This is a genomic window from Acrocarpospora catenulata (assembly GCF_018476525.1).
Lineage (GTDB): Bacteria > Actinomycetota > Actinomycetes > Streptosporangiales > Streptosporangiaceae > Acrocarpospora > Acrocarpospora catenulata.
Genome location: NZ_JAHCST010000006.1, coordinates 132,246 through 153,996 on the forward strand (window position 1 = coordinate 132,246; position 21,751 = coordinate 153,996).

Sequence of the window (21,751 nt, forward strand, 5' to 3'; positions counted from 1 at the left end):
GTTCGTAACACGGCGGTGACATCCCTGGGAGGCGCCATGCACACTGCCGAAACACCCGCGAGCTCCACGATCCCGAGGTCGATGGCGGACTTCACTCCGGACTGGTTGACGACGGTGCTGGCACCGTCGTTTCCGGGGGTGGTCGTGAGCTCCGCGACCGTCGAGACCGTCAACACCGGGGTCGCGATGACGGCCCGCATCCATCTCACCTACGAGAACGACTCACCGGACTACCCACGGTCGGTCTGCGTGAAGTGCTGCTTCGGCTCCCCGCACAGCCCGGTCATGCTCGACGGAGGGCTGTACGCCAAGGAGGCGTACATGTACGGGCGCATGTTGCCGGACCTGCCGCTCAACGTGCCCCGCTGCTTCTCCAGCGGCTACGACGACGCCACGAAGTCGGCGTACATCATGCTTGAGGACCTGACCCTCCGCAACGGGACCTTCAGTTCGGCGGACCGGTCGCTCACCGTGGAGCAGGTCGACGACGTGCTCTCCCAGCAGGCCGCCATGCACGCCATGACGTGGGACGCGCCGTGGCTCCACGACAGGCGCTGGCTGCACCACGGCGTCCCGCTCGGCGAGCGTGATCCGTTCTACGACCTCTTCACCGAGCGCATCCCCGAGTTCCTGGAGATGCCCCGGGGCGGAGCCCTGCCACGGCGCTTCCGCGACCCGGTCTTCCTCCGGGAGGCCCTCTACCGGCTGCTGGAGCTGGATGGCAGAGCGACTCCGTGCCTCATTCACGGCGACGCCCACACCGGCAACCTGTTCATCGACGGCGAGGGCCGTCCGGGCCTGCTGGACTGGCAGTGCGCACGCGCCGGCCACTGGAGTCTCGACGTCGCCAAGACGATGATGTCGGCGCTCGACCCGGAAGACCGGCGCAGCTCGGAGAAGGCCCTGCTCCGACGCTACCTGCGGACCCTGTCGGAGCACGGCGCCCCGGCGCCGGACTGGGACGAGGCCTGGGACAGCTACCGCAGGCACGCCGTCTTCGGCCTGTGGATCTGGCTCGTCACCCCTCCGGACATGCAGACCGAGCTCCGCGTGACCGCCACGGTCTACAAATTCGGGGTCGCCGCGATCGACCTCAACGCGATGGAGGCGATGGCATGACCGAAAGCGGAAAGCGCCGCACCGGCTGGGACACCCGGTTCGCCGACAAGGCGGACCACATCGCCCGGTACCTCGCGACGGACGGCGAGGACGGCTACCTCTGGTCGGAGACGCCCACCCTGCTGCTGACCACCCGCGGGCGGCGCTCCGGCCAGGAGCGCACGGTCGCCCTGATCTTCGGCGAGGACGACGGCCGCTACATCCTGGTCGCGTCCCAGGGGGGAGCGCCTCGCCACCCCAACTGGTACCTCAACATCCTCGCGGACCCCGTCGTAACGCTACAGGTGAAGGCCGACCGCTTCACCGCCCGTGCCCGGACGGCCACCGGAGAAGAACGCGAGCGCCTGTGGAAGCAGATGGTCCCGCTCTGGGAGTACGACGTGTACGCGACGCGGACCGACCGGGTCATTCCGGTCGTGGTGCTGGAACGGCAGTAACCGAACGGGATACGAGGGTCATGGAACACGACATCAAGCACCTTTACATCGGCGGAGAATACGTCGCACCCCACTCGGCGAGCCGCATCGAGGTGGTGAACCCCGCCAACGGGCAGCGCATCGGGTCGATCGTGGACGGTGACGCGACCGACGTCGCGCGGGCGGCGGAAGCGGCCGACCGGGCGTTCCGGACGTCCGGCTGGGCTGAGCTCACGCCGAAGGACCGGGCCGCCTACATCCGCCGCCTGGCGGACGCGTACGTGGAGCGTGGCGCGGAGATGGCCCGGCTGGTGAGTTCGGAGAACGGTATGCCGATCTCCTTCTCCCGGCTGGTCCACGAGGAGCGCCCCGCCCGCTACTACCGGTACTTCGCCGGTGTCGCGGACACCCTGGAACTGGAACACACCCGGCCGACCAGCACCGGTTACGCCATCGTGCGCAGGGAGCCGATCGGCGTCGCCGGGCTCATCATTCCGTGGAACGGCCCCCAGGGGCTCATCGCGTGGAAGCTCGGGCCGGCCCTCGCCGCCGGGTGCGCCGTGGTCATCAAGCCGTCGCCGGAGACCACACTCGACGCGTTCCTGCTCAGCGAGGCGATCGAGCAGGCCGGCTTCCCGCCCGGACTGATCAACATCGTCAGCGGCGGCCCCGAGACCGGGCAGGCCTTGGTCGATCACCCGCTGATCACCAAGATCGCCTTCACCGGCTCGTCCGCCACCGGCAAGATCATCGCTGCCCGGGCCGGGGCCCAGCTCAAGCCGGTCACCCTGGAACTCGGCGGCAAGTCGGCGGCCATCCTGCTCGACGACGCCGACCTCGAGGAGTTCGGCGCCCGGATCCTTGAGGTGTGCCTCCCCAACACCGGCCAGCAGTGCACGGCGTGCACCCGGGTCCTGGCTCCTCGCGACAAGTACGACCAGGTCGTCGAACTCGCCACCGAGGTCCTGGCCCGCGTCCCGGTCGGCGACCCGGCCGACCCGAAGTCGGTGTTCGGGCCGCTCGTGTCCGCGCGGCAGCGCGCCCGGGTGGAGTCGTACATCGCGGCGGGTCTGCGGGAAGGCGCGCGCCTGACCACCGGTGGCGGCCGGCCGGCGGGGCTCGAAGACGGGTGCTACGTGGAACCGACCGTGTTCCGGGATGTCTCCAACGACATGCGGATCGCCCGCGAGGAGATCTTCGGACCGGTCCTGTCGATCATTCCCTACGACGGCGAGGAGGAGGCGATCGCCATCGCCAACGACTCCACCTACGGCCTCAGCGGAGCGGTGTTCAGCCGCGACGTCGACCACGCCACCGACGTGGCGCGGCGGCTGCAGACCGGCACGGTCGGCGTCGACCAGTTCTCGATCGCGCTGGAGGCCCCCTTCGGCGGCTACAAGGAGAGCGGTCTGGGCCGGGAACTCGGTCCGGAGTCGGTCGACGCCTACCTGCGTACCAAGACCATCTACCGCGCCGGCAGCGCTCCCTCCGCGTGACGGCCTGCCACAAAACGGACGTCCCCGATGACGAGTGGTCATCGGGGACGTCCGGCTCGGAGGGGGTTACAGCACGTCGTACTGACCGTTGACGAGCTGTGTGCTCGCCGGGATCAGGACGTAGGGACCCGGGTCACCCCGGAAGTGGCTGTCCTTCGTCCAGTCGAACTTGCTGCTCATCGCGGGATCGAAGGGCGTGGTGGGGTTGTTCTCCATGGCGGCCCGCCAGCCGTCCGGGTCGTCGGTCTTGCCGACGGCGATGAAGGCGTTCATCGACGCGAGAACCGTGTCGTAGGAGAGAGCGTAGGTCAGGAGCGGGGTGGTGTAGGTGACGTTCTCCTCGGCGAGCGTCGCGATGAGCTTCTTCTTGCCGGGCAACATCTCGGCGTCCGTCTGCGCGACGCTGACCTGGTAGGCGTTGAGTACGACGCCCTCGGCCTCCTCGGCCGTGAACAGGCCGGAGATGTTGCCGGTGGCGACCGCCGAATCCCCGTAGAAGGGGGCGTCGAACCCGATCTTCGCCCGGGACTTGATGATGTAGCCGCCGGCGGGCCCGACCGAGAAGAACACGACCGCCTGGGTACCCGCGTCCCGCAGCCGGGTGAGCGGTGCGGACATGTCGAGGTCCGCGGCGCCGTACTTCTCGATGCGCAGGGTGAGCCCGAGATCCTGGAACGCCTTGGCGTAGGGGGCCTCCTGGGCCTCGCCGACCGCGCTGTTGGGAACCAGCAGCCCGGCGTTGGTGTAGCCCTTGTCCTTGAACAGCTTCGCGAAGTACTGGGACTGGACCACGCTCGCGCCCGCGCCGGAGAAGATGTAGGGGTTCGTCGCGGCATCGCCCGCGGCCGCCGCCTGGTTGGGGCAGATGACCGGGACCTTCGCCGCCGTGGTGGCCGCCGCGAGCGCGACGAGCTCACTGCTGGAGGTGCCCGCGAAGACCAGGTCGGGCTTGCTGGCGGCCACCTCGCCCTGGAAGAGCGAGACGGCCCTGGTCGGGTCGCTCTGGGTGTTGAGGGTCTTGACCTCGACCTTCCGGCCGTTCACTCCGCCGTTGGCGTTCACGACGTCGGCGGCCGCCTTCACGCCGGCGAGCAGCGGCTCACCCGAGGGTGCGGAGATGCCGGAGGTGGCGAGAAGGGCGAGAATTCGGATCGGCTCGGTCTCGGACTGTGCGCCGCCTTCACCGTCGGCCCCGCACGCGGCGACCGTCAGCACGGTGATGAGCAGGCTCGCGACAGCGGCAAAGGGCCGCCGGCGCCATGTGTTCTTGGGTTTACCCACCAGGTCCTCCCGCTTCCTGTAGGCATCGCCGGGCACGGCCCACGATGTACAAGAGCTAGCGAGTTAGTTACTGAATGGTCAGTGTCCATAGGTACGGCGGTCGCGTCAAGGGTTTCGGCGTGACCGTCGCGAAGAGGCGCAGTGTGGGGAGTTCTGGGCCCAGCAGCCTGGCGAGCTACGCGAGATCAGTGGGAATTTCGGCCTCTCTGCACGAAATAGGAGACTCAAAGTTCCCTGACTGCTTAGTATAGTTAAGCGTGAGGTCATGCTGAAGGCCGGATCGCGGTCCTGGGCGACAACCATCGGTGGGGGTGCGGGATGCGGCCGGACGTGGGACCTGTCGTGCCGCTCGGTGAACCCGAGCCGTCGGTGCGGCCACGGGGGCGCGACCTGCTACTTCCGGCGGCAGGCCCGCTGGCGTGCTTCCTCCCGCTCTACCTGACGGCGTCACTCGCGCTCAGCATGGGGCGCGAGATGAACCTGGACGCCGGCCGCCTCGGAGTCGTGACGAGCGCGTACTTCGCGGCCGGGGCGGTGGCGACGATACCCGGCGGATGGCTGACCCCGCGCATCGGCTACCCGCGGATGATCCAGGCCGGCATCCTCCTGGCCGCCGGCAGCCTGCTCGCCATCGCCTTCGCCGTCCACTCGTGGGTCGGCCTGGTGATCGCCGTGGCCGTGGCCGGCCTGGCGCAGAGTCTGGTGGAACCGGCCGCCGGCGCCTACATCGGCGCGGCCGTCGACCGTCGGCACCAGGGCTTCGCCTTCGGCGTCAAGCTCGCCGCCCTCCCCCTCTCCTCTCTGCTCTGCGGAATCGCCGTCCCCCTGGTCGCGGCGCCGCTGGGCTGGCGTGCGGCCTTCGTCGTGGCAGCCGCGCTGATCCTGCCGACCGTGCTGGTGACACCGTCCGTACGGCCCCAGGCAGCCCGGCGGACCACCGGCCGCGCGCCGGGCGATGTCACCCTGGTCCTCCTGCTCGGGATCGGCGCGGGCCTGGCCTTCGCCGCGGCGAACAGCTTCTCGGCGTTCGTCGTGAGCTCGGCGGGCGCCAACGGGATCCCGGAGTCGACGGCCGGGCTGCTGGTCGCGCTGGGCGGCATCGTCGGCGTGGTCAGCCGGATCTCCCTCGGCGTCCGGGCCGACCGGGCACGACGCGGCCCGTTGCTCATCGCCCGGAACATCCTCCTCGCCTCGGTGGTGACGTTCGCCGTGCTGGGCCTGGGGTCCACCTCGACATTCGCGGTGGCGATCGTGATCGCCTTCGTGACCATCTGGGGCTGGTCGCCCGTCTACCAGATGGCGTCGGTGAGCGCGTTCGCCCCGGAACCGGACCGGCCGCTGCGGATCGTCACCGCGATGATCTTCGTGGGCTGCATCGCCGGCCCGGTGGGATTCGGCTGGATCGTCCGGACCGGCTCGTTCGGGGCCGCCTGGTTCGCGGCGGCCGCGGTGACGGTGCTCGCGGCGGTGCTCTTCACCGTCGCGGCCCGGGTCACGGACCGCTGAGCGCCATCAGGTCGGGTGCTTCCGGACCAGGTCGCTCAGCCGCACCGGCCGAACCCGTGGGATCGGTGGCGGGCGTTCGGGGTAGGTCCACCGCCACATCAGGACGCCGCGTTCGTGACCGGCGGTGTCCAGCCAGTTGGGCACGCCGGGGTCCTCGGCGGCCACGACGAAGCGCAGCCCGCCGTCCGGGCCGACGGTCGCGGTGGTGCTGTTGAGGTACATCTGGTGGAAGCGGAAGTCGAGCGACTCCATCCAGGCGTTGGTCAGCCCGAGCAGCCAGAAGCTCGCCTTCGGGGGGTCGTCGACCTCGACGACGAGCGCCTGGCCGGGCGCCAGCTCCCAGAAACCGCTCAGGAAGACGGTACGGGGATTCCCGCCACCGGCCTTCCACCGGTCCTGGGCGGCGTCGAACCCCACGCCCCGCCGCTGGAACTCCGCGAACATCCGCCCCCGGGACACGGTCGCGGTGCCGGTCTCCCGGACGATCTGGTCCAGCCCTCGGCGCAGGCCGGCCGCCCGCAACGGGGCCGGACGCTCCGGCGCGAACCGTCTGGAGATCGTGAGCTTGGCCGGCCGGTGGCGCCGGTGGTCGGTGAACCGGCCGTGGAACTCGTTGCGGACCAGGATCATCGTCGAGTTCGGCGCCAGCGGGAGCCAGGCACCGGAGGCCGGAGGCGCCCGCGACACGGTCACCTCGAAGTGGCCGTCCGGGTCCATGGGGATGGCGTCGCTGTCGAGGGTGCCGGTGATCGCCGCGCTGGCCGTCGGGTCGACCAGCTTCATCAGGACGCCCGGATCCGGCGATCCGGGCGCCGGTCCCTGGCTGGTGAAGGTGAAACAGTCGGCGGTGCCGGCCCGACCCCTGATCACGTACTCGGCGTCGCCGTCCACGTAGGCGAGCTGGAGGGTGTAGTCCGGCGCGTCACCGATGAGGTGGTAGGTGTCGTTGAATCCGTCGCCGAAGAACGGGAAGTCCCGGTCCAGGTACTCCACCGCGCGCTCCACCGACATGCGCATGTCGCGCAGTAGGACACGCAGGCCCTCGACCCGGTCGAGTTCGGGGCCGTCGCGATCGAGGATCTCGGCTCCGGCCCAGGCGAGCTTGGCGCCCAGGCCGACGCAGAAGTCTTCCCAGGCCCGCCATAGTTCCTCTGTGTCGTCTCCGGGCATCAGGTCCTGCTGAGCTCGTACGTCAGGTGGACGCCGGCCGACTCCAGGCGGGCCACGACGGCGGCGTCGATGAGTTCGCTGTCGTAGGTGGACAGTTCGCGCTTCCAGTCGCCCACGATGCCCTTGCGCATGAACGGCGTCGCGTCCTCGCGGCCCTCCCGCAGGTCGGCGTGGTTGATCTCGAAACGCAGGTCGCTGTTGCGCATCGCGTTGAACTCGGTCCTGGCTATGACCTCCGCCAGCCGTTCCGGCGACACCGGTCGGCCGACGAACTCGATCACCTGGGCCAGGGTGGCGCGCACGTCCGCGCGGGCCTGTTCGTAGGTGATCTTCAGCAGATTCGGGTGCTCGGTCCGCCGCCAGCCGATGACGTTGTCGGTGTACGGGCCGTAGGGCACCTCGCCCCGGGCGAACTGCTCGGCGAAGTCGTGGATCGAGAAGCCGTCGCCCGTCACGTAGCGGGACCCGGCCGCGTGCGTCCCCAGGCCCTTGACCTCGTAGAAGTAGGAGACGCAGACATCCTTGGGGTTACGGGTGATGTGGACGACTTTGCCCTTCTCCGGCCAGGCCCTGGGCATCAGATCCACCGGGAGATGGGTCTTCATCAGCCGTGGCGAGGGGGACTCGACGCAGGCCAGGTAACCGCGATAACCGGGCCGGTCCTTGCCGGAGAGGTTGGGCACCTGGCGGGAGCCGCCGGACAGCGTGCCCCAGCCGTCCCACAGGCCGCTCAGCATGACCTGCATCCAGTTGGTGCCCGACTTCGGGAAGCCGGAGACGATGACGTCGCCGCCGGCCAGCGGGAAGTCGCGGATGTCGTCGTAGTTGTCGTGCATGAATGTCGGGTCGGGGTCGTGCATGGTGCCGCTCTCCATGGTCGTTGGGAGTCAGGCCCGAGGCGGTTCCCCGAGCCTCTTCAGCCGACGTGAGATGACGACGCGCCGCGGCGTCGTCGAGCATGAGTGGGCGATCTCGACCGGGGTCGCGATGCCGATGGGAGGGCCTTCCACCTCTGCGCACTGTGCGTTTAGTATACACGGAGCGGGGTGCCTGGCCAGGGCCACGCACAGCGAGGAAGGGGCAGCGTGAGCGACGCGGACAGCGGCAAGGACAGCGACAAGGACTACGTCAGGACGGAGGTCGGGGACGGGATCGCCTGGGTGACGCTCAACGAGCCACGCCGGCTCAACCCCGTCACCCTCGCCCGTATCGCGCGGATCCAGGACGTCGTCGCCGGTCTGTCCCCCCGGCCCGACGTCCGGGTGATCGTCGTGACCGGCGCCGGCCGGGGATTCTGCTCCGGCGCCGACCTCAAGGACGAGACGCTGCGCACGGCCCCGATGTTCCCCCCGGCCAGCGGCACACTGCTCGACTCGCGGGACGGCCTGTGGAACCTCAGCGCCGTGCGCCAGCCCGTGATCGCGATGGTCAACGGCCCCGCGTTCGGCTACGGGTACGAACTCGCCCTTCAGGCCGACATCCGGATCGCCGGCGAGTCGGCCAGGTTCGGCTTCCCGTACGCGAAGATGGGCGCGGTCACCGACACCGGCGCGGCGACGTGGCTGCTCCCCCGCCAGGTCGGATACGCGCTGGCCGCCGAACTCCTGTTCACCGGCCGAGTGCTCACCGGCGCGCAGGCCCGGGAGGTCGGCCTGGTCAGCCAGGTGGTGCCCGACGAGTCGCTGCGCGCGGTCACCACCGAACTGGCCCGGGAAATCGCCGCCGGCGACCCGGCGGCGGTCCAGGCGAGCAAACGCATGCTCGTGGCCGGCCGGGACCAGTCGGCGGCCGAGCACGTCCTGATGCAGTTCCAGTACGCCAACCGGTACCGCCCGGACCTCGGCGAGGCCGCCGCCCGGCTCACCGGCGGCCGTTGAGCCGCCCCAGCGACCGGGACCACCTGGGCCATCGTCTAGACGCCCGGGCGCCGGCGCTCGCTGGTCGTCGATCACCTAGCCGGCGAGCCCGGCCAGGATCCGCGCTCGCTAGGCGTCGATCGCCCGGCCGGTGAGTCCGGCCAGGATCTTCGCGGCCTCGGCGACGATGCCCGGGACGAAGTCGGCGATCCGTACCACCGAGTCGATGCCGCTGGCCACCTGGCCGGTCGGGAACAGCCCGTTGAGCACGTCGCCCTCGTCCTGGACCCGGCGGAAGGCGGCCGCCTTCCATTCGGTGATCTCCTCGTCGGAGCGCCCCTCGGCGACCATGCGCTCGATGGTGTCGGTCGCCTGGTTGCGCAGGCCGCGGATCGGGCCGTACACCCCGGGGAAGGTGACGTCGTCGCCCTCCTTGGCCCCGAGGACCCGCTCGATGATCGCCGGATGCCACCCGCTTTCCTCGGTGGCGATGAAGCGGGTCCCCATGGCGACCCCGTCCGCCCCGAAGCAGAGCGCCGCCGCCAGGCCGCGGGCGTCCCGGACGCCGCCGCTGACGATGACCGGCACGTCGACGGCCTCGGTGACGTTGGGGCCGAGCACGAAGGTGTGCACGGGCTTGGAGTGGGTGTGCCCGCCCATCTCGTAACCGGAGGCGATGACCAGGTCCACGCCGGCGCGGACCGCGTGCAGAGCCTGCCGGGTCGAGCCGACCTTGCAGAAGTGCAGGAGCCCGGCGTCGCGGATGGCGTCGCGGAACCTGTCCGGTGCCCCGCCGGAGGTCGTCACCACCCGCAACTGCTTCTCCAGCGCCGAATCGGCGCGCCGGGCGTCGAGCAGGTAGCCGAGGTGCTGGACCGAGGACTCGATCACGTCGCCGGTGTAGTCGATCCCGATGGGGATGTTGGCGGCGAACGGCAGGTCCGTGTGGGAGGCGACGAAGTCCATCTGGGCGCGGAAGACCTTCTCCGCCTTCTTCGGTTCGGCCCACAGGTCGGCGACGCTGACCGAGCCGAGGCCTCCGGCGGCCGACACGGCGGCGGCGATCGCCCCGGTCGTGAACGAACCCGACCCCATGCCGTCCTGCATGACGGGATGCCTGATGCCGACCATCTCAGTGAACCGGGTGGGAATACGGGTGGACATTTCGCCTCCGGCGGGGTTCGGAATCCAGAGGCAGCGGCACCCCTGGCCGGTCTCCTGGGTTGTATCCTGGACGGTCGGTATATGTCAAGCTGTCCTAGTCCCACACAGACAGATACACTAACCATTCAGACTACTTATCGGCCGTGAGGACCTCACGTGACCATGACCGTCCGCAGCTACTGCCGGTTCTGCGTCGCACACTGCGGTCTGCTCGTCGACGTCGACGACGGGCAGGTCGTCAGGGCCACCGGAGACGCCGAACACCCGCTGTCCGCCGGGTATACCTGTGCCAAGGGACGCGCGCTCCCGGGCTTCCACCACGACCCGGACCGGCTCGACACGCCGATGGTCGGCCGGGCCGGCCCGGACCGGCGACCGACCACCTGGGACACCGCCCTCGCCGACCTCGCCGCCCGGCTGGCCACGATCAGCCGGGAGAGCGGCCCCGACGCGATCGCCGTCTTCAACGGCTCAGGCGGCGGGATGGACGCCGCCGGCGCGCTCGCCGCACGGCGGCTCGCCCGGGCGCTCGGGACCACGAGCGTCTACAGCCCCCTCACCATCGACGCGCCGGCCAAACCTCTCGTCGGCGCGCTGGTCGCCGGCCAACCGGGCCTCTTCGCCGCCGGGGTGGCGCCCGGCGCCACCCTGACCGTCCTGGTCGGCTCCAACCCGGTCATCTCCCACGGCCACTCCAGTGGCGCCCCGAATCCACGCACCCGGCTGCGCGAGCTGACCGCCCGCGGCGAGGTCTGGGTCGTCGACCCACGGCGCACCGAGACGGCCGAGATGGCGACCCGGCACCTGGCGCCGCGGCCGGGGACCGACCACGTCTGGCTGGCCGCCCTCGTCAACGAGATGCTGGCCGTCGCCGACCACCGCGCGCTGGCCCGCGAGACGACCGGGCTGGCCGAGCTCGCGGACTGCCTGGCCCCCTACGATCTGGCGCTGGCCGGCCGGGTCTGCGGGATCCCGCCGGATGACCTGGTGGCGATGCGCGACGCGCTGCGGCGGCACGGCCGGTTCGCGGGTCTGACCGGCACAGGGGTGACGATGTCCCGCTCCGGCACGCTGACCCAGTGGCTGATGCTCGTCCTCCAGATCGTCACCGGGTCGGCGGACGCGCCCGGGGGCACCTGGTTCAACCCCGGCTTCATCCGGTCCCTGGACCGGCACCCTTGGCGGACGGGCGACCATCGCCCGCGCCCCGGCCCGCCGAGCCGTCCCGAGCTTCCCCGCCAGTTCGGTGAACAGCCCACCGTCGCGCTGCTCGACGAGATCGAGACGGGCAACGTCCGCGCGCTCCTGATCCTGGGCGCGAACCTGGCCTCCTGCCTGCCGGACACCGGCCGCGCGCTGCGCGCCCTGCGGGCGGCCGAGGTCGTCGCGGTCGCCGACGTCGTGCACAACGGGATGACCAGGCTGGCCACCCACCTGCTGCCCTGCGCCGGTCAGCTGGAGCGGCCCGACCTCACCTACCTGACCGACCAGTACGCGCCCGAGATCTCGGCGCAGTACACCGACGCGGTCGTCCCACCGGCGGCCGACCGCCGGGAACTGTGGCGGATCCTGGCCGATCTCGGCGAACGGCTGGGCCGATCGATCCTGCCGGGCGGCGTGCCGGTCGCCCAGGCGACAGCCGACACGCTGTTCGCCGACGCGCTGCGTACGGCCCGCTGCGACCTGGAGACGCTGCGCGCCGCGCGGGTCGTCGTGGACCCCGAGCCGGCCACGGGCTGGGTGCGGGCGGGCGTCCGCGAGCGAGGCGGGTGGAACCTCGCCCCGGCCGAACTCCGCGCGGCGATGTACCTGCCCGTACCGGCCGGTGAGCTGGTGCTCCTGCCACGCCGCCAGCTCCGGCACTTCAACTCCCAGCTCACCACCGGACCAGCCGGCGACGGCTCGGACGCGGTGTACCTCAACCCGCTCGACGCCGCCGATCTCGGCATCGGCGACGCCGGCCCGGTCACCGTCACCAGCGAGTTCGGCGCGCTCGACGCCCTGGCCCGGCTCGACCGGCGGCTCCCCCGCGGCGCGGTGAGCGTTCCGCACGGCTTCGAAAGGACCAACGTGAACAGGCTGACCAGCACCAGAACGGGCATCGACCCGTTGACCGGCATGCCGACCCTGAGCGGACTCCCGGTCCAGGTGACCCCCCGCACGCCCGGCGGGCAGCGGTGACGGCGGCCCGGGTCGGCTGGATCGGCCTCGGCGACCAGGGCGTCCCGCTCGTACGCCGGCTGCTGACGGCACCGCACGACGTCGTGCTGTGGGCCCGTCGCGAGCAGTCCCTGGAACCTTTCTCCGGCACCCGGGCCTTGGTCGCCGCGTCCCCGGCGGAACTGGGCGAACGGTGCGATGTCATCGCGGTCTGCGTGACGGCCGACAGCGATGTCGTGGACGTCGCCGTCGGCGGCGGGCTGCTGGCGGCGATGCGGCCGGGCACCACGCTCGTGGTCCACAGCACGGTCGCGCCGCGGACCTGCGTGGCTCTCGCGGAGCAGGCCGCCCCGCTGGGCGTGGACGTGATCGACGCCCCGGTCACCCGCGACGGCGCCTCGCACGAGGAGTCCCGCTTCAGTCTGCTCGTCGGGGGCGAGACGGACGTCGTGGCGCGGGTCCATCCGGTCCTGCGCGCCTACGCCGACTTCGTCTTCCATCTCGGACCGCTCGGCAGCGGTCAGCACATGAAGATCATCAACAACACGCTCGCGGTGTCGAACCTGGCGTTGATCTTCGACGCGCTGCGCGTCGGCGAGGCGGCCGGGCTGGATCCCGAGGAGATGCTGGCCGCCCTGCGGCACACCAGCGGCGGGAGCGTGATGGTCGGCCTGACGCCGTTCTACCGTCCCGAGCCGCGAATGGACTATGTGAACCTGCTGGACAAGGATGTCGGCCTCTTCACCGCCCTGGTGTCGGGGCAGACCGGTCAGCCGCCGTCCCTGCTGAACGAGATCGCCCGCGAGATGGTGGACCGCCTGCTCGCGGCCGGCGGAACGGGCCGCACCGGCAAGCCCGAGTGATGATGGGTCGGATGACATATTCTGAATGGACAGTATACTAACGCGCATCCGCAGGCTGCGGGACGGCAGGGAAGGAGCGACCTTGACAGTCACTGTCCAGTCGGAATACAAAGGCCCCCCGCGGGGACTTCCGGCAAGCCCCGACCGGAACATCCCTGCTGCAAGTCGAAAGACGAGGTGACGTCGCCTTGGACCTCTCCCCCGACGCCACGAACCCCGATCTCGCCCGCCGGCGAGCTGATCTCGAACTGAGCCGGCCGACCTGGACACCTCGGACCTTCGCCCAGCACCTCGACCACTGCGCCGAACGGTGGCCGGACAACATCTACATCGAGAGCGCCGGGCAGTCCTGGTCCTACCGCGACGTGGCGGCCTACAGCAGACGCGCGGCGGGTGGGTTCCACCGCGCCGGCATCGGCGCCGGCGACCGGGTGGCCCTGCTGATGGGCAACTCCGCCGAGTTCGTCGCCATGTACGCCGGTCTGACCCGCATCGGGGCCATCGCCGTACCGATGAACTACCTCCTCGGCACCGAGGAGATGCGCTACGTCCTGGACCACTCCGAGCCGTCGATCGTCGTGCTCGACTGCGAGGTCGCCGGCCGGGACGTCGCCACCGTGTTGCGGAACACCGGCGCCTTCGACGGCCGGGGCCCGCGGCTCGTCGTGCGATCCGGCCGGCCCTCGTTCGAGCCGTGGACCGCCTGGGACGACCTGCTCGGCGACGGTGAGGACGCCGCCGCGCCGGACGCCGGGTCCCCCACCGCGCCGTGCGCCATCATGTACACCGCCGGGTCGTCCGGCACGCCCAAAGGCGCGCTCCTGCACAGCGACGCGATGCTCCGGGAGGCGTACGGGACCGCCCTGACCCGCGGCTACGACACCGGGTGGAGCAGCCTGACCGCGCTGCCTTCCTTCCACTTGTTCGGCCTGGCGCAGTGCATCCTGCCGGCCACCTTCGTCGGCGGCCGGGTGATCCTGCGGCAGCGGTTCGACCCCCGGGAGCAGCTGGAGACGATCGCGGCCGGCGCGGCCAGTGACATCGTCGTCGTGGCGGCGATGGCCTACCGGCTGATCGACGAGCTCGCCACCTTCGACCGCGACGCCCATCCCGGCTGGGCGTTGCGGTCGGTCTTCATCGGCGGCGACGCGATGCCCGAGGCCGACTGGCAGAAGGTCCGCGACGCCTTCGGCGTCGACGAGGTGACCTCCGGCTTCGGCATGACCGAACTCCAGGGCACGGCGTTCATGGTCCCGCCCGGTTCGTCGAACGAGGTTCTGGCCAACACGGTCGGCTGGGAGTCGACGGCGGGCTGCGCGGGAATCGCCGCCCTCGGCGGCGCCGAGCACGAGTGGCGGGTGGTCGACCCCGGCGGCGGACAGGTGGTCGCGCCCGGCGAGATCGGCGAACTCCAGTATCGCGGCCCGAGCGTCTCCCCCGGCTACTGGCGAATGGATCCGGAGACCGACGCCTCCCGGGTCGACGGCTGGTTCCGCTCGGGCGACCTCGGATGGGTCCGCGAGGACGGCGCGTTCGTCTTCACCGGCCGCAACTCCGACGTCTACCGGTCCGGGGGCGAACTGGTCTCGCCGCGCGAGGTCGAGGCTCTGATCGCCGACCTGCCGGGGGTCGGGGCCGCCTACGTGGTCGGCGTGCCGGACCGCCGCTGGGGACAGGCCGGCTGCGCCTGGATCGTCCCGGCGCCCGGCGCCCAGCCCGACCTGGACGCCGTCATCACGCACTGCCAGGAGCGCCTGGCCCGCTACAAGGTGCCCAAGTACGCCTTCCTGATCGCCGAGGCGGACGTGCCGGTCTCCGCGTCCGGCAAGTTCCGCAAACGAGGGCTGGTAGACCTCGCGGTGGAACGCCTCGCGGACCGGTCCCTCGCCGTCGCGGAATGAACACCCCGCTTCCCCTGACGGGGGTCCGGGTGGTGGAGCTGGCGTCGCTGGCCCCCGCCCCGCTGGCGACGCTCATGCTCGAGGACTTCGGCGCGGAGGTGACGCTGGTCGAACGACCGGGAGGGCGGGACCAGGCCGGCTGGGCCGGCCGGGACCCGCTCTTCCTCGGCGGCAAGCGCCGGCTGACGCTCGACCTCAAATCCCCCGAGGGCCGCGAGCGCGTACGGGACCTGGCGGCCGACGCCGACGTGTTCGTGGAGGCGTTCCGGCCCGGTGTCGCCGAGCGCCTCGGCCTTGGCCCCAATGACCTGCTGAGCCGGACGCCCGGGTTGATCTACCTGCGGGTCACCGGCTGGGGGCAGCACGGGCCGTCGGCCCACCGGCCGGGACACGACATCAACTACGTCGCGGCGGCCGGCGCGCTGTCCCAGATCGGGCTCGACGAGCCGGTCGCCCCACCGGGCTTTCTCGGCGACTTCGCCGGCGGCTCGTTCCTGGCGGTCATCGGCGTGCTGCTCGCGCTGCAGGCACGGGCCCGCACCGGCAGGGGTCAGGTCGTCGACGCCGCGATGGTCGACGGCGTGGCCCTGCTGATGTCCTGCGTGCTCGAACTGGAGGGCCGTGGCGTGCTCGGCCCACCCCGCGAGAACCCGCTGCGCGGGGCGGCGCCGTTCTACCGCTCCTACCGGTGCGCGGACGGCCGGTGGTTCGCGGTCGGCGCCGTCGAGCCGCCGTTCTACGTCGCGATGCTCGCCTGCCTGGGGATCGACGATGAGGACCCGGCCCACCAGCACGACCGGGCCCGCTGGCCCGCCCTCACCGCGCGGGTCGCCGAGGTGTTCGGCACCCGGACGCGGGCGGAGTGGACGCGCGTGTTCGCCGGGACGGAGGGGTGCGGCACACCGGTGCTGGACCTTGACGAACTGGGTGACGATCCGCACCTGTCCGCCCGCGGCACCTACCGGCGGTCCGACGCCGGCTGGCAGGCCGCCCCGGCACCCCGGCTCAGCCACACACCCGGCCGCCGGAGGAACCCCTCCGGCGGCACCCGCTAGATCACTCCGATGTGGGGTTCGGCGGCCGCCCTTGCTCGCCCCCTCCTGCGCGAACCGGCGGGCTATCGCCCGGCCGATCCCCGACGCCGCCCCGAAGACGACTGCCTGCTTTCCCGCGAGACGTCCTGACATGCACCCGGGACGGCGGCTCCCGGCGCTTCGCGCGATGAGGTCGTCATTGCCCCGAGGCCGAGATAGATGGCCCGTACGTCCTCCTCGGTGACAGCGCTGGCCGGTTCGTCGATGACGACGCGTCCCCGGCCGAGGACGAGCACCTGGTCGGCCACGGAGAGCGCCTCGCCGACGAGTTGTTCGACGAGCACGACCGCCTTGCCTTCGTCGCGCAGCATCCGGACCGTGGCCAGCAGTTCCTTGACGATGACCGGGGCGAGACCGGCCGACGGCTCGTCGAGCATGAGGACCTTCGGCTCCGGCATGAGCGCCTGGGCTATCGCCAGCATCTGCTGCTGGCCGCCGGACAGCAGCGCGGCCTTCTGCCGTGACTTGTCCTTGAGTACGGGGAACCGGCGGTAGGCCACCTCCATGGCGGCGGCCCGGTCGCGGCGGCCCAGGTGCCGGCCGCCCAGTGCCAGGTTCTCCTCGACGGTCCGCTGCCGGAAGACCCGTTTGCCCTCCTGGACGAGCGCGAGGCCCTGCCGCCCCCGCAGGTGGGTGGGGGTCCGCGTCACGTCCCGGCCGAGGAGCTCGACCGTGCCGGCCTGGGCCTTGACGACGCCGGTGATGGTGGACAGCAGGGTCGTCTTCCCCGCGCCGTTGGCGCCAAGGACTACGGTGATCTTGCCTGGTGCGGCGGACAGGGCGACGTCACGCAGGACGGTGAGGTCGCCGTAGCCGGACACGAGGTTCTCGACGCTCAGGTACAGCTCGGTCATGTCAGTCGGTCTCGTCCTCACTCGCGGCGGAGGCGCGCGGAGCCGCCAGGGCCTGGACCACCTCGGTCGGGTCCACCGACCCCAGGTAGCTGCGCGCCACCGCCTCGTCGTCGCGGATCTCGTCGGGCGTGCCGTTGGCGATCAGCCGGCCGCGTTCGAGCACGTGGATGCGGTCGGCGACGTTGCAGACCATCTCGAAGTTGTGCTCCACCAAGATGATCGTCGCGCCGGCGTCGCGCAGGGCGCGCAGCAGGTCGCTCAGCTCCTCCACCTCCGCGGCGCCCAGTCCCGAGGCCGGTTCGTCCAGCAGCAGGACGGAGGCGTCGGTGCACAACGCGCGGGCGACCTCGACGAGGCGGCGGGTGCCCAGCGGCACGCCGCTCGCGTCGGCGTCGGCCACGGGCAGCAGCCCGACCGCGCTCAGCCACCGGGTGGCGGCCTCGCTGTCCTCGACGGCTGACCTGCGGTAGTTCGGCAGCCGCAGCATCGCGGGCAGGACGCCGGTGTAGTGGCGCCGGTACCGGGCCGACGACACGACCTCGGCGACGGTCATCGACCGGGGCACGACCGGGGTCTGGAAGGTGCGCGCCACGCCCATGAGCGCCGCCGTCTCCGGACGGCGCGGCGGGAGCACGTCGGCGCCGAGGACGACCCGGCCGGAGTCGGCGCCGTAGTAACCGGAGATGATGTTGAGCATCGTCGTCTTGCCTGACCCGTTCGCGCCGATCAGCCCGGTGATCTGGCCGGGGGCCGCCTCGATAGTGACGCCGTCGAGCGCCCGGACCCCGCCGAACGACATGACGATGTCCTGGACCAGCACCCGCTTGCCGGGAACCGGCGGCACGTCGCCGACGTCCGCGACGGACTTGGCGATGACGGTCGACCGGATCAGGCCGAGGCGCCGCTTGACCGAACGCACCAGCCGGCGGTACCGGTCACTGGTGAGCAGGACGCCACCGGCGATCAGGAAGGCTCCGTACACCACGAAGGTGTACTCCTGGAACGCCTCCATCTGGTTGGGACCGAGCTGGAGGATCGCCACGCCGACGACGGCGCCGTAGACCGTCTCGGCGCCGCCGAGCACGGCGGCGGCGAGAATGGTGATCGCGAACATGAAGTTGAAGTAGTCGGGGGTCACGAACCGATCGAGATAGGCGTAGAGCCAGCCCGCCACGCCGGCCGGCAACGCGCCCACGACGTAGGCCGTGGCCTTGAGCCGGGTGACGCTGTAGCCGAGCGACTTGGCCAGGACCGGGCTCTCCCGTATCACGCGCAGCGCCGAGCCGTGCCGGCCGAGGACCAGGTTGCGCATCAGCGTGAGCCACAGAATCAGGCAGCCCACGGTCAGCACGTAGAACCCGTCGGTGCCGAGCGGCTGTCCGAACAGCACCGGGGCGTTGATGCCCAGCATGCCCGAGGTGCCGCCGGTGTAGGCGTCCAGCAGGTCGGTGGTCTCCGGGATCAGCGCGACCAGGAAGAAGGAGCACATGGCCAGGCCCCAGCCGGTGATCCGGAGGCCGGGCAGGGCGGTTATCAGGCCCAGGATCGCGACGAAGACCAGGGAGGCCACCAGCGAGACCGCCATGTCGTAGCCCTGGATGGACAGCCAACCGGTCAGGTACGCCCCCGCGGCGTACATCGCGACCTGGCCGATCGCCAGCTCACCGCCGTACCCCCAGGCGAGGTTGAGCCCGCTGACCACCAGGGCCAGGATCGAGATCAGCAACACCTGGCGCATGAAGCCGTGACCGGCTCCCCAGTAGGGCGCGGCCATCACGAACAGGCCGACGACCAGGGGGGCGACCCACATGTAGCGGGTCAGTGTCACGTCCACTCCGCGGATCTTCATCACACCACCCTTTGCTGTCGGCTGCCGAACAGTCCGGTCGGTCTCAGGAGCAGCACCAACAGGAGAACCGCGAACAGGGCCACGGCGGAGAAACTGGCGCCGAGGTAGAGGGCCGAGACCGACTCGACGATGCCCACCGAGAAGCCGCCGACGAGGGCGCCGGGGAACGACCCGAACCCGCCGATCGCCAGCGCGAGGAAGGACTTGAGGGTGATGGCGGTGCCGAGCGTGACGACGGCGTAGGTGGTGGGGCCGACCGCCGGCCCGACAGCGGCGCCGATCGCGCCGGCCGCCGCCGTGGTCGCCAGCGACATGCGGCGGACGTTGATCCCCCGCAGCGCGGCGGCGACGCGGTCCTCGGACATCGCGAGGCAGGACAGGCCGGAGAGGGTGAACCGCGACCACCCCCACAGTCCGAGGAAGGCCAGCAGGGCCACGGCGATCAGGGCCAGGCCGTCGACCGTGACGCGGCCGCCGACCAGGTCGACGACCGTCGGCGAGACCAGGTCCTTCACCTGGAACGGCTGGTCGCCCCAGATGAGGATGGCAACGCCTTCGATGACGATCGAGGCGCCGACCGTGGTGACGAGTTCACCGTGGGAACCCCGGCCCTGGACGGTCCTGATCGCCAGCAGGTTGACCAGGAGGCCGACCAGGAGGCCGAACCCGGCGCCGAGCAGGATGACGACCGCCGGCGGCAGGTCGCCGGTGACGCCGAACTGGTAGGCGAGCATGGTCCCGAGCATCACGATCGCGCCCTGCGCGAAGTTGAACGCTCCGGCGCCGACGAGCGTCAGGTTGTAGCCGAGGGCGACGATGACGTAGATCGATCCGATGACGAGCCCACCGAGGAGGGCGGTCTGCATGGTGAGTCCTTCCTTGACCTGGCGTCGCGGCCCCGTTCGGCCGCCATGGCCACGAGGTCCTGGCGCTTGAGCTTGCCCATGCCGGTCAGCGGCAGCTCCGCGGCCGAGATGATGAACACGTGGCGGGGCACCTTGTAGCGGGCGAGCCGCGTCCGGCAGTGCTCGACCAGTTCCTCCGGCGTCACCGCCACGCCGGCGACCGGGACGATCCAGGCGCAGCCCGTCTCCCCCCACTTCGGGTCGGGCACGCCGACGACGACCGCCTGCCCGACCGCGGGGTGGGTGTAGAGCGCGGCCTCCACCTCTTTCGGCGTGACGTTCTCGCCGCCGCTCTTGTACATCTCCTTCACCCGGCCGGTCAGCACCAGGCACCCGTCCGCACGCAGGTGACCCACATCCCCGGTACGCAGGTAGCCGTCGCGGAAGGACTTGACGTTCTCCAGGTCGTTGTCCCAGTAGCCGCGGGTGACGGTCGGGCCGGAGATGAGGATCTCGCCGTCCTGGCCGTCGGGGACCGGCTCGCCGGTGTCCAGGTCGACGATCAGACAGCGATGCTGGCGCCCGCCGGACTCGGCCAGGCCCGCCGCGCCGGAGACCTTCGCCCGGCCGACGGTGTCGGTCAGCACCTCCAGCGGATCCTCCGGCCGGGCGATGAAGGTGATGCCCGGCGCCTCGGTCATGCCGTAGCCGGTGCCGAGCTCGGTCGCCCCGAGCACCCGCCGGATGTCCATCCAGCTCGCGGCGGGCACCGCGTTCCCCGCGGTGAACAGAGCCGTCAGCGAGGACAGGTCATAGTCCTTGCCTTCGGCGGCCGCGACCAGCCGCTGGCTCATCGCCGGCACCGACACGATGTCCCGCACCCGGTGGCGTTCGACCTGGGCGAGCTGGTGCTCGGCGTCGAACGTCTTCTCCACCACCGCCGCGCCGCCCACGAACATCGAGGCGAACACGCACTGCATGAGGCCGAAGATGTGGAAGGTCGGCAGCGCGGTCATGACCCGCCAGCCGTCGTCGTAGGCCCGGCACAGCGCGGTTCCGTAGGCCTCGCGGAGCATGGCGTCATGCGTCTCGGTCACGCCCTTGGGCAGGGCCGTCGAGCCGGAGGTGTAGAAGAGGTGGGAGGTATCGTGCGGGTCGGCGAGAGAGTCGCCGTCGTAGGACGCCGCGCCGGGGGTGAAGGGGGCGTGGGCGAAGGACGGCGTCACCTTGAAGTCGGCCGGCACGACGAAGACCTGCCGCAGGTGCGGGAAGCCCTCCTCGCCGCCGGCGGCCAGCGTCTCGGTGAACAGCTCCACGCCATCGCGCACCGGTACGTCGGGATCGACGACGACGACGGAACACTGGGACTGCCGGAGGACGAACGCCAGCTCGACCGGCGCCAGCAGGTAGTTGAGCGGGACGACCCAGCCGCCCAGCCGGGAGATGGCGAAGGTGGCGGCGTAGAAGTCAAAGCAGTTCCCCATGAGGAGGCCGACGTGTGCCCCGGGCCCGACCCCCGCCGCCGCGAGCGTGGCGGCGATCTCCCGCGATCGGCGGGCGGTGTCGGCATAGGTGTGGGAGTCGTCGTCGAAGATCAGGTAAGCCCGGTCCGGCCACCGCGCGGCACTGGCGTCCAGCCGCTGGTCGATGGACATCGGCGCCCACGCGCCGATGCTCTCCTCAAGCCGCCGGCGGCGCCGGGCGAGGTCGGCGAGGGCGAAGGGCGTCTGCTCGCCCGCGAGGTCAGGGCTCATGTGGTGGCCTCCGTTCCGGCTGCTCCGGGCTCCTGACGCAGCAGGCCCGGGTCCCAGTAGTGCGGTCGCATCGCGACGATGGATCCCTGCTCGATCTCGAACATCTCGACGAACGGCATCTCGACGACCACTCCGTTGCCGCGCAGCCGGCCCCGGACGGTGCACTCCCGGAAGACCAGGCTTCCCGACTCCGCGAAGCGGTTGGGTGTCTCCCGCCACGACGCCCAGGTCTGACCGATCTTCCGCATCAGGTCGGCGAACTGTTCGTGGCCCCGGTACTCCCCGCCATAGGGCATGGACGGCGGTTCGGATACGTGGACGTCGGCGTGCACGTAGGCGAGCGCGCCGTCGAGGTCGCCGACGTTGACATGTTTCATAAACGCCTGGACGATTTCGGTGCCACTCGGCGGTTCGGTCATTGTT

The 21,751-nt window shown here is 71.0% G+C and carries 18 protein-coding genes; 9 read left to right on the forward strand and 9 right to left on the reverse strand.

Annotation, left to right across the window (positions count from 1 at the left end; all coding sequences use genetic code 11):
- The first annotated feature begins 36 nt into the window (after positions 1–36).
- The 3 genes from KIP79_RS08445 to KIP79_RS08455 are packed head-to-tail and all read left to right on the forward strand — an operon-like array spanning position 37 to position 3,031.
- Entirely contained in the window at positions 37–1,119 is a 1,083-nt protein-coding gene (locus KIP79_RS08445; RefSeq protein WP_214104129.1) for a phosphotransferase, read from the forward strand.
- Positions 1,116–1,556: a nitroreductase family deazaflavin-dependent oxidoreductase gene (locus KIP79_RS08450; protein ID WP_214104130.1), complete on the forward strand. Its 441-nt coding sequence runs from the start codon at positions 1,116–1,118 to the stop codon at positions 1,554–1,556. Before KIP79_RS08445 ends, KIP79_RS08450 begins: the two co-directional genes overlap by 4 nt.
- Positions 1,557–1,576: 20 nt before the next feature.
- Entirely contained in the window at positions 1,577–3,031 is a 1,455-nt protein-coding gene (locus KIP79_RS08455) for an aldehyde dehydrogenase (RefSeq protein WP_214104131.1), read from the forward strand.
- Positions 3,032–3,097: 66 nt separating this feature from the next.
- Here the strand turns inward: KIP79_RS08455 and KIP79_RS08460 are convergent, their stop codons facing one another.
- Positions 3,098–4,312, reverse strand: coding sequence for an ABC transporter substrate-binding protein (locus KIP79_RS08460; RefSeq protein ID WP_214104132.1), 1,215 nt, complete (start codon positions 4,310–4,312; stop codon positions 3,098–3,100).
- Between the two features lie 342 nt (positions 4,313–4,654).
- Here KIP79_RS08460 and KIP79_RS08465 point away from each other — a divergent pair, with 342 nt between their 5' ends.
- The gene (locus KIP79_RS08465) at positions 4,655–5,818 is read left to right on the forward strand and encodes an MFS transporter (protein ID WP_214104133.1); all 1,164 of its coding nucleotides are present in this window, start codon (positions 4,655–4,657) and stop codon (positions 5,816–5,818) included.
- Between the two features lie 6 nt (positions 5,819–5,824).
- On the opposite strand, the gene KIP79_RS08470 is transcribed toward KIP79_RS08465, so the two are convergent.
- Together KIP79_RS08470 and KIP79_RS08475 are read right to left on the reverse strand one after the other, a co-directional pair.
- A complete protein-coding gene (locus KIP79_RS08470; RefSeq protein WP_214104134.1) occupies positions 5,825–6,988 on the reverse strand; it encodes a DUF1214 domain-containing protein in 1,164 nt (387 codons plus the stop codon).
- Positions 6,988–7,848: a sulfotransferase domain-containing protein gene (locus KIP79_RS08475; protein WP_214104135.1), complete on the reverse strand. Its 861-nt coding sequence runs from the start codon at positions 7,846–7,848 to the stop codon at positions 6,988–6,990. The genes KIP79_RS08470 and KIP79_RS08475 overlap by 1 nt, the downstream gene beginning before the upstream one ends.
- A gap of 225 nt (positions 7,849–8,073) precedes the next feature.
- Between KIP79_RS08475 and KIP79_RS08480 the strand changes: the two genes are divergently transcribed.
- Positions 8,074–8,865 carry an enoyl-CoA hydratase/isomerase family protein gene (locus KIP79_RS08480; protein ID WP_214104136.1) on the forward strand — a complete coding sequence of 264 codons (792 nt, stop codon included), beginning with the start codon at positions 8,074–8,076 and terminating at the stop codon, positions 8,863–8,865.
- 108 nt (positions 8,866–8,973) lie between these two features.
- On the opposite strand, the gene KIP79_RS08485 is transcribed toward KIP79_RS08480, so the two are convergent.
- Complete coding sequence (locus KIP79_RS08485) at positions 8,974–10,008, reverse strand: NAD(P)H-dependent flavin oxidoreductase (protein ID WP_214104137.1); 1,035 nt, start codon at positions 10,006–10,008, stop codon at positions 8,974–8,976.
- Positions 10,009–10,170: 162 nt separating this feature from the next.
- Between KIP79_RS08485 and KIP79_RS08490 the strand changes: the two genes are divergently transcribed.
- The 4 genes from KIP79_RS08490 to KIP79_RS08505 all read left to right on the forward strand — a co-directional run bounded on the left by KIP79_RS08490 (position 10,171) and on the right by KIP79_RS08505 (position 15,987).
- The gene (locus KIP79_RS08490) at positions 10,171–12,189 is read left to right on the forward strand and encodes a molybdopterin-containing oxidoreductase family protein (RefSeq protein WP_250212915.1); all 2,019 of its coding nucleotides are present in this window, start codon (positions 10,171–10,173) and stop codon (positions 12,187–12,189) included.
- Positions 12,186–13,031 (forward strand): NAD(P)-dependent oxidoreductase, encoded by an 846-nt coding sequence (locus KIP79_RS49285; RefSeq protein WP_214104139.1) that lies wholly within the window; start codon positions 12,186–12,188, stop codon positions 13,029–13,031. Before KIP79_RS08490 ends, KIP79_RS49285 begins: the two co-directional genes overlap by 4 nt.
- 188 nt (positions 13,032–13,219) lie before the next feature.
- Positions 13,220–14,932, forward strand: a complete 1,713-nt coding sequence (locus KIP79_RS08500) for a class I adenylate-forming enzyme family protein (protein WP_214104140.1) — start codon at positions 13,220–13,222, stop codon at positions 14,930–14,932.
- Complete coding sequence (locus KIP79_RS08505) at positions 14,929–15,987, forward strand: CaiB/BaiF CoA transferase family protein (protein ID WP_214104141.1); 1,059 nt, start codon at positions 14,929–14,931, stop codon at positions 15,985–15,987. Before KIP79_RS08500 ends, KIP79_RS08505 begins: the two co-directional genes overlap by 4 nt.
- Positions 15,988–16,049: 62 nt before the next feature.
- Here KIP79_RS08505 and KIP79_RS08510 read toward each other — a convergent pair whose 3' ends face one another.
- From KIP79_RS08510 to KIP79_RS08530, 5 genes are read right to left on the reverse strand one after another with little or no spacing between them, the layout of a single operon-like run.
- Positions 16,050–16,880 carry an ABC transporter ATP-binding protein gene (locus KIP79_RS08510; protein ID WP_214104142.1) on the reverse strand — a complete coding sequence of 277 codons (831 nt, stop codon included), beginning with the start codon at positions 16,878–16,880 and terminating at the stop codon, positions 16,050–16,052.
- A gap of 1 nt (position 16,881) precedes the next feature.
- Positions 16,882–18,729, reverse strand: a complete 1,848-nt coding sequence (locus KIP79_RS08515) for a branched-chain amino acid ABC transporter ATP-binding protein/permease (RefSeq protein ID WP_214104143.1) — start codon at positions 18,727–18,729, stop codon at positions 16,882–16,884.
- A complete protein-coding gene (locus tag KIP79_RS08520; protein ID WP_214104144.1) occupies positions 18,729–19,595 on the reverse strand; it encodes a branched-chain amino acid ABC transporter permease in 867 nt (288 codons plus the stop codon). Before KIP79_RS08520 ends, KIP79_RS08515 begins: the two co-directional genes overlap by 1 nt.
- Positions 19,523–21,328 (reverse strand): class I adenylate-forming enzyme family protein, encoded by a 1,806-nt coding sequence (locus tag KIP79_RS08525; protein ID WP_214104145.1) that lies wholly within the window; start codon positions 21,326–21,328, stop codon positions 19,523–19,525. The genes KIP79_RS08520 and KIP79_RS08525 overlap by 73 nt, the downstream gene beginning before the upstream one ends.
- Positions 21,325–21,747 carry a nuclear transport factor 2 family protein gene (locus KIP79_RS08530; RefSeq protein ID WP_256447163.1) on the reverse strand — a complete coding sequence of 141 codons (423 nt, stop codon included), beginning with the start codon at positions 21,745–21,747 and terminating at the stop codon, positions 21,325–21,327. The genes KIP79_RS08525 and KIP79_RS08530 overlap by 4 nt, the downstream gene beginning before the upstream one ends.
- Between the last annotated feature and the right edge of the window lie 4 nt (positions 21,748–21,751).

Bases quoted from the DNA above. Each gene is read 5' to 3' on its own strand.
- KIP79_RS08445 (WP_214104129.1), top strand. From the start codon at position 37: ATGCACACTGCCGAAACACCCGCGAGCTCCACGATCCCGAGGTCGATG.
- KIP79_RS08450 (WP_214104130.1), top strand. From the start codon at position 1,116: ATGACCGAAAGCGGAAAGCGCCGCACCGGCTGGGACACCCGGTTCGCC.
- KIP79_RS08455 (WP_214104131.1), top strand. From the start codon at position 1,577: ATGGAACACGACATCAAGCACCTTTACATCGGCGGAGAATACGTCGCA.
- KIP79_RS08470 (WP_214104134.1), bottom strand. From the start codon at position 6,988: ATGCCCGGAGACGACACAGAGGAACTATGGCGGGCCTGGGAAGACTTC.
- KIP79_RS08475 (WP_214104135.1), bottom strand. From the start codon at position 7,848: ATGCACGACCCCGACCCGACATTCATGCACGACAACTACGACGACATC.
- KIP79_RS08485 (WP_214104137.1), bottom strand. From the start codon at position 10,008: ATGTCCACCCGTATTCCCACCCGGTTCACTGAGATGGTCGGCATCAGG.
- KIP79_RS08490 (WP_250212915.1), top strand. From the start codon at position 10,171: ATGACCGTCCGCAGCTACTGCCGGTTCTGCGTCGCACACTGCGGTCTG.
- KIP79_RS08505 (WP_214104141.1), top strand. From the start codon at position 14,929: ATGAACACCCCGCTTCCCCTGACGGGGGTCCGGGTGGTGGAGCTGGCG.
- KIP79_RS08510 (WP_214104142.1), bottom strand. From the start codon at position 16,880: ATGACCGAGCTGTACCTGAGCGTCGAGAACCTCGTGTCCGGCTACGGC.
- KIP79_RS08515 (WP_214104143.1), bottom strand. From the start codon at position 18,729: ATGAAGATCCGCGGAGTGGACGTGACACTGACCCGCTACATGTGGGTC.
- KIP79_RS08520 (WP_214104144.1), bottom strand. From the start codon at position 19,595: ATGCAGACCGCCCTCCTCGGTGGGCTCGTCATCGGATCGATCTACGTC.
- KIP79_RS08525 (WP_214104145.1), bottom strand. From the start codon at position 21,328: ATGAGCCCTGACCTCGCGGGCGAGCAGACGCCCTTCGCCCTCGCCGAC.
- KIP79_RS08530 (WP_256447163.1), bottom strand. From the start codon at position 21,747: ATGACCGAACCGCCGAGTGGCACCGAAATCGTCCAGGCGTTTATGAAA.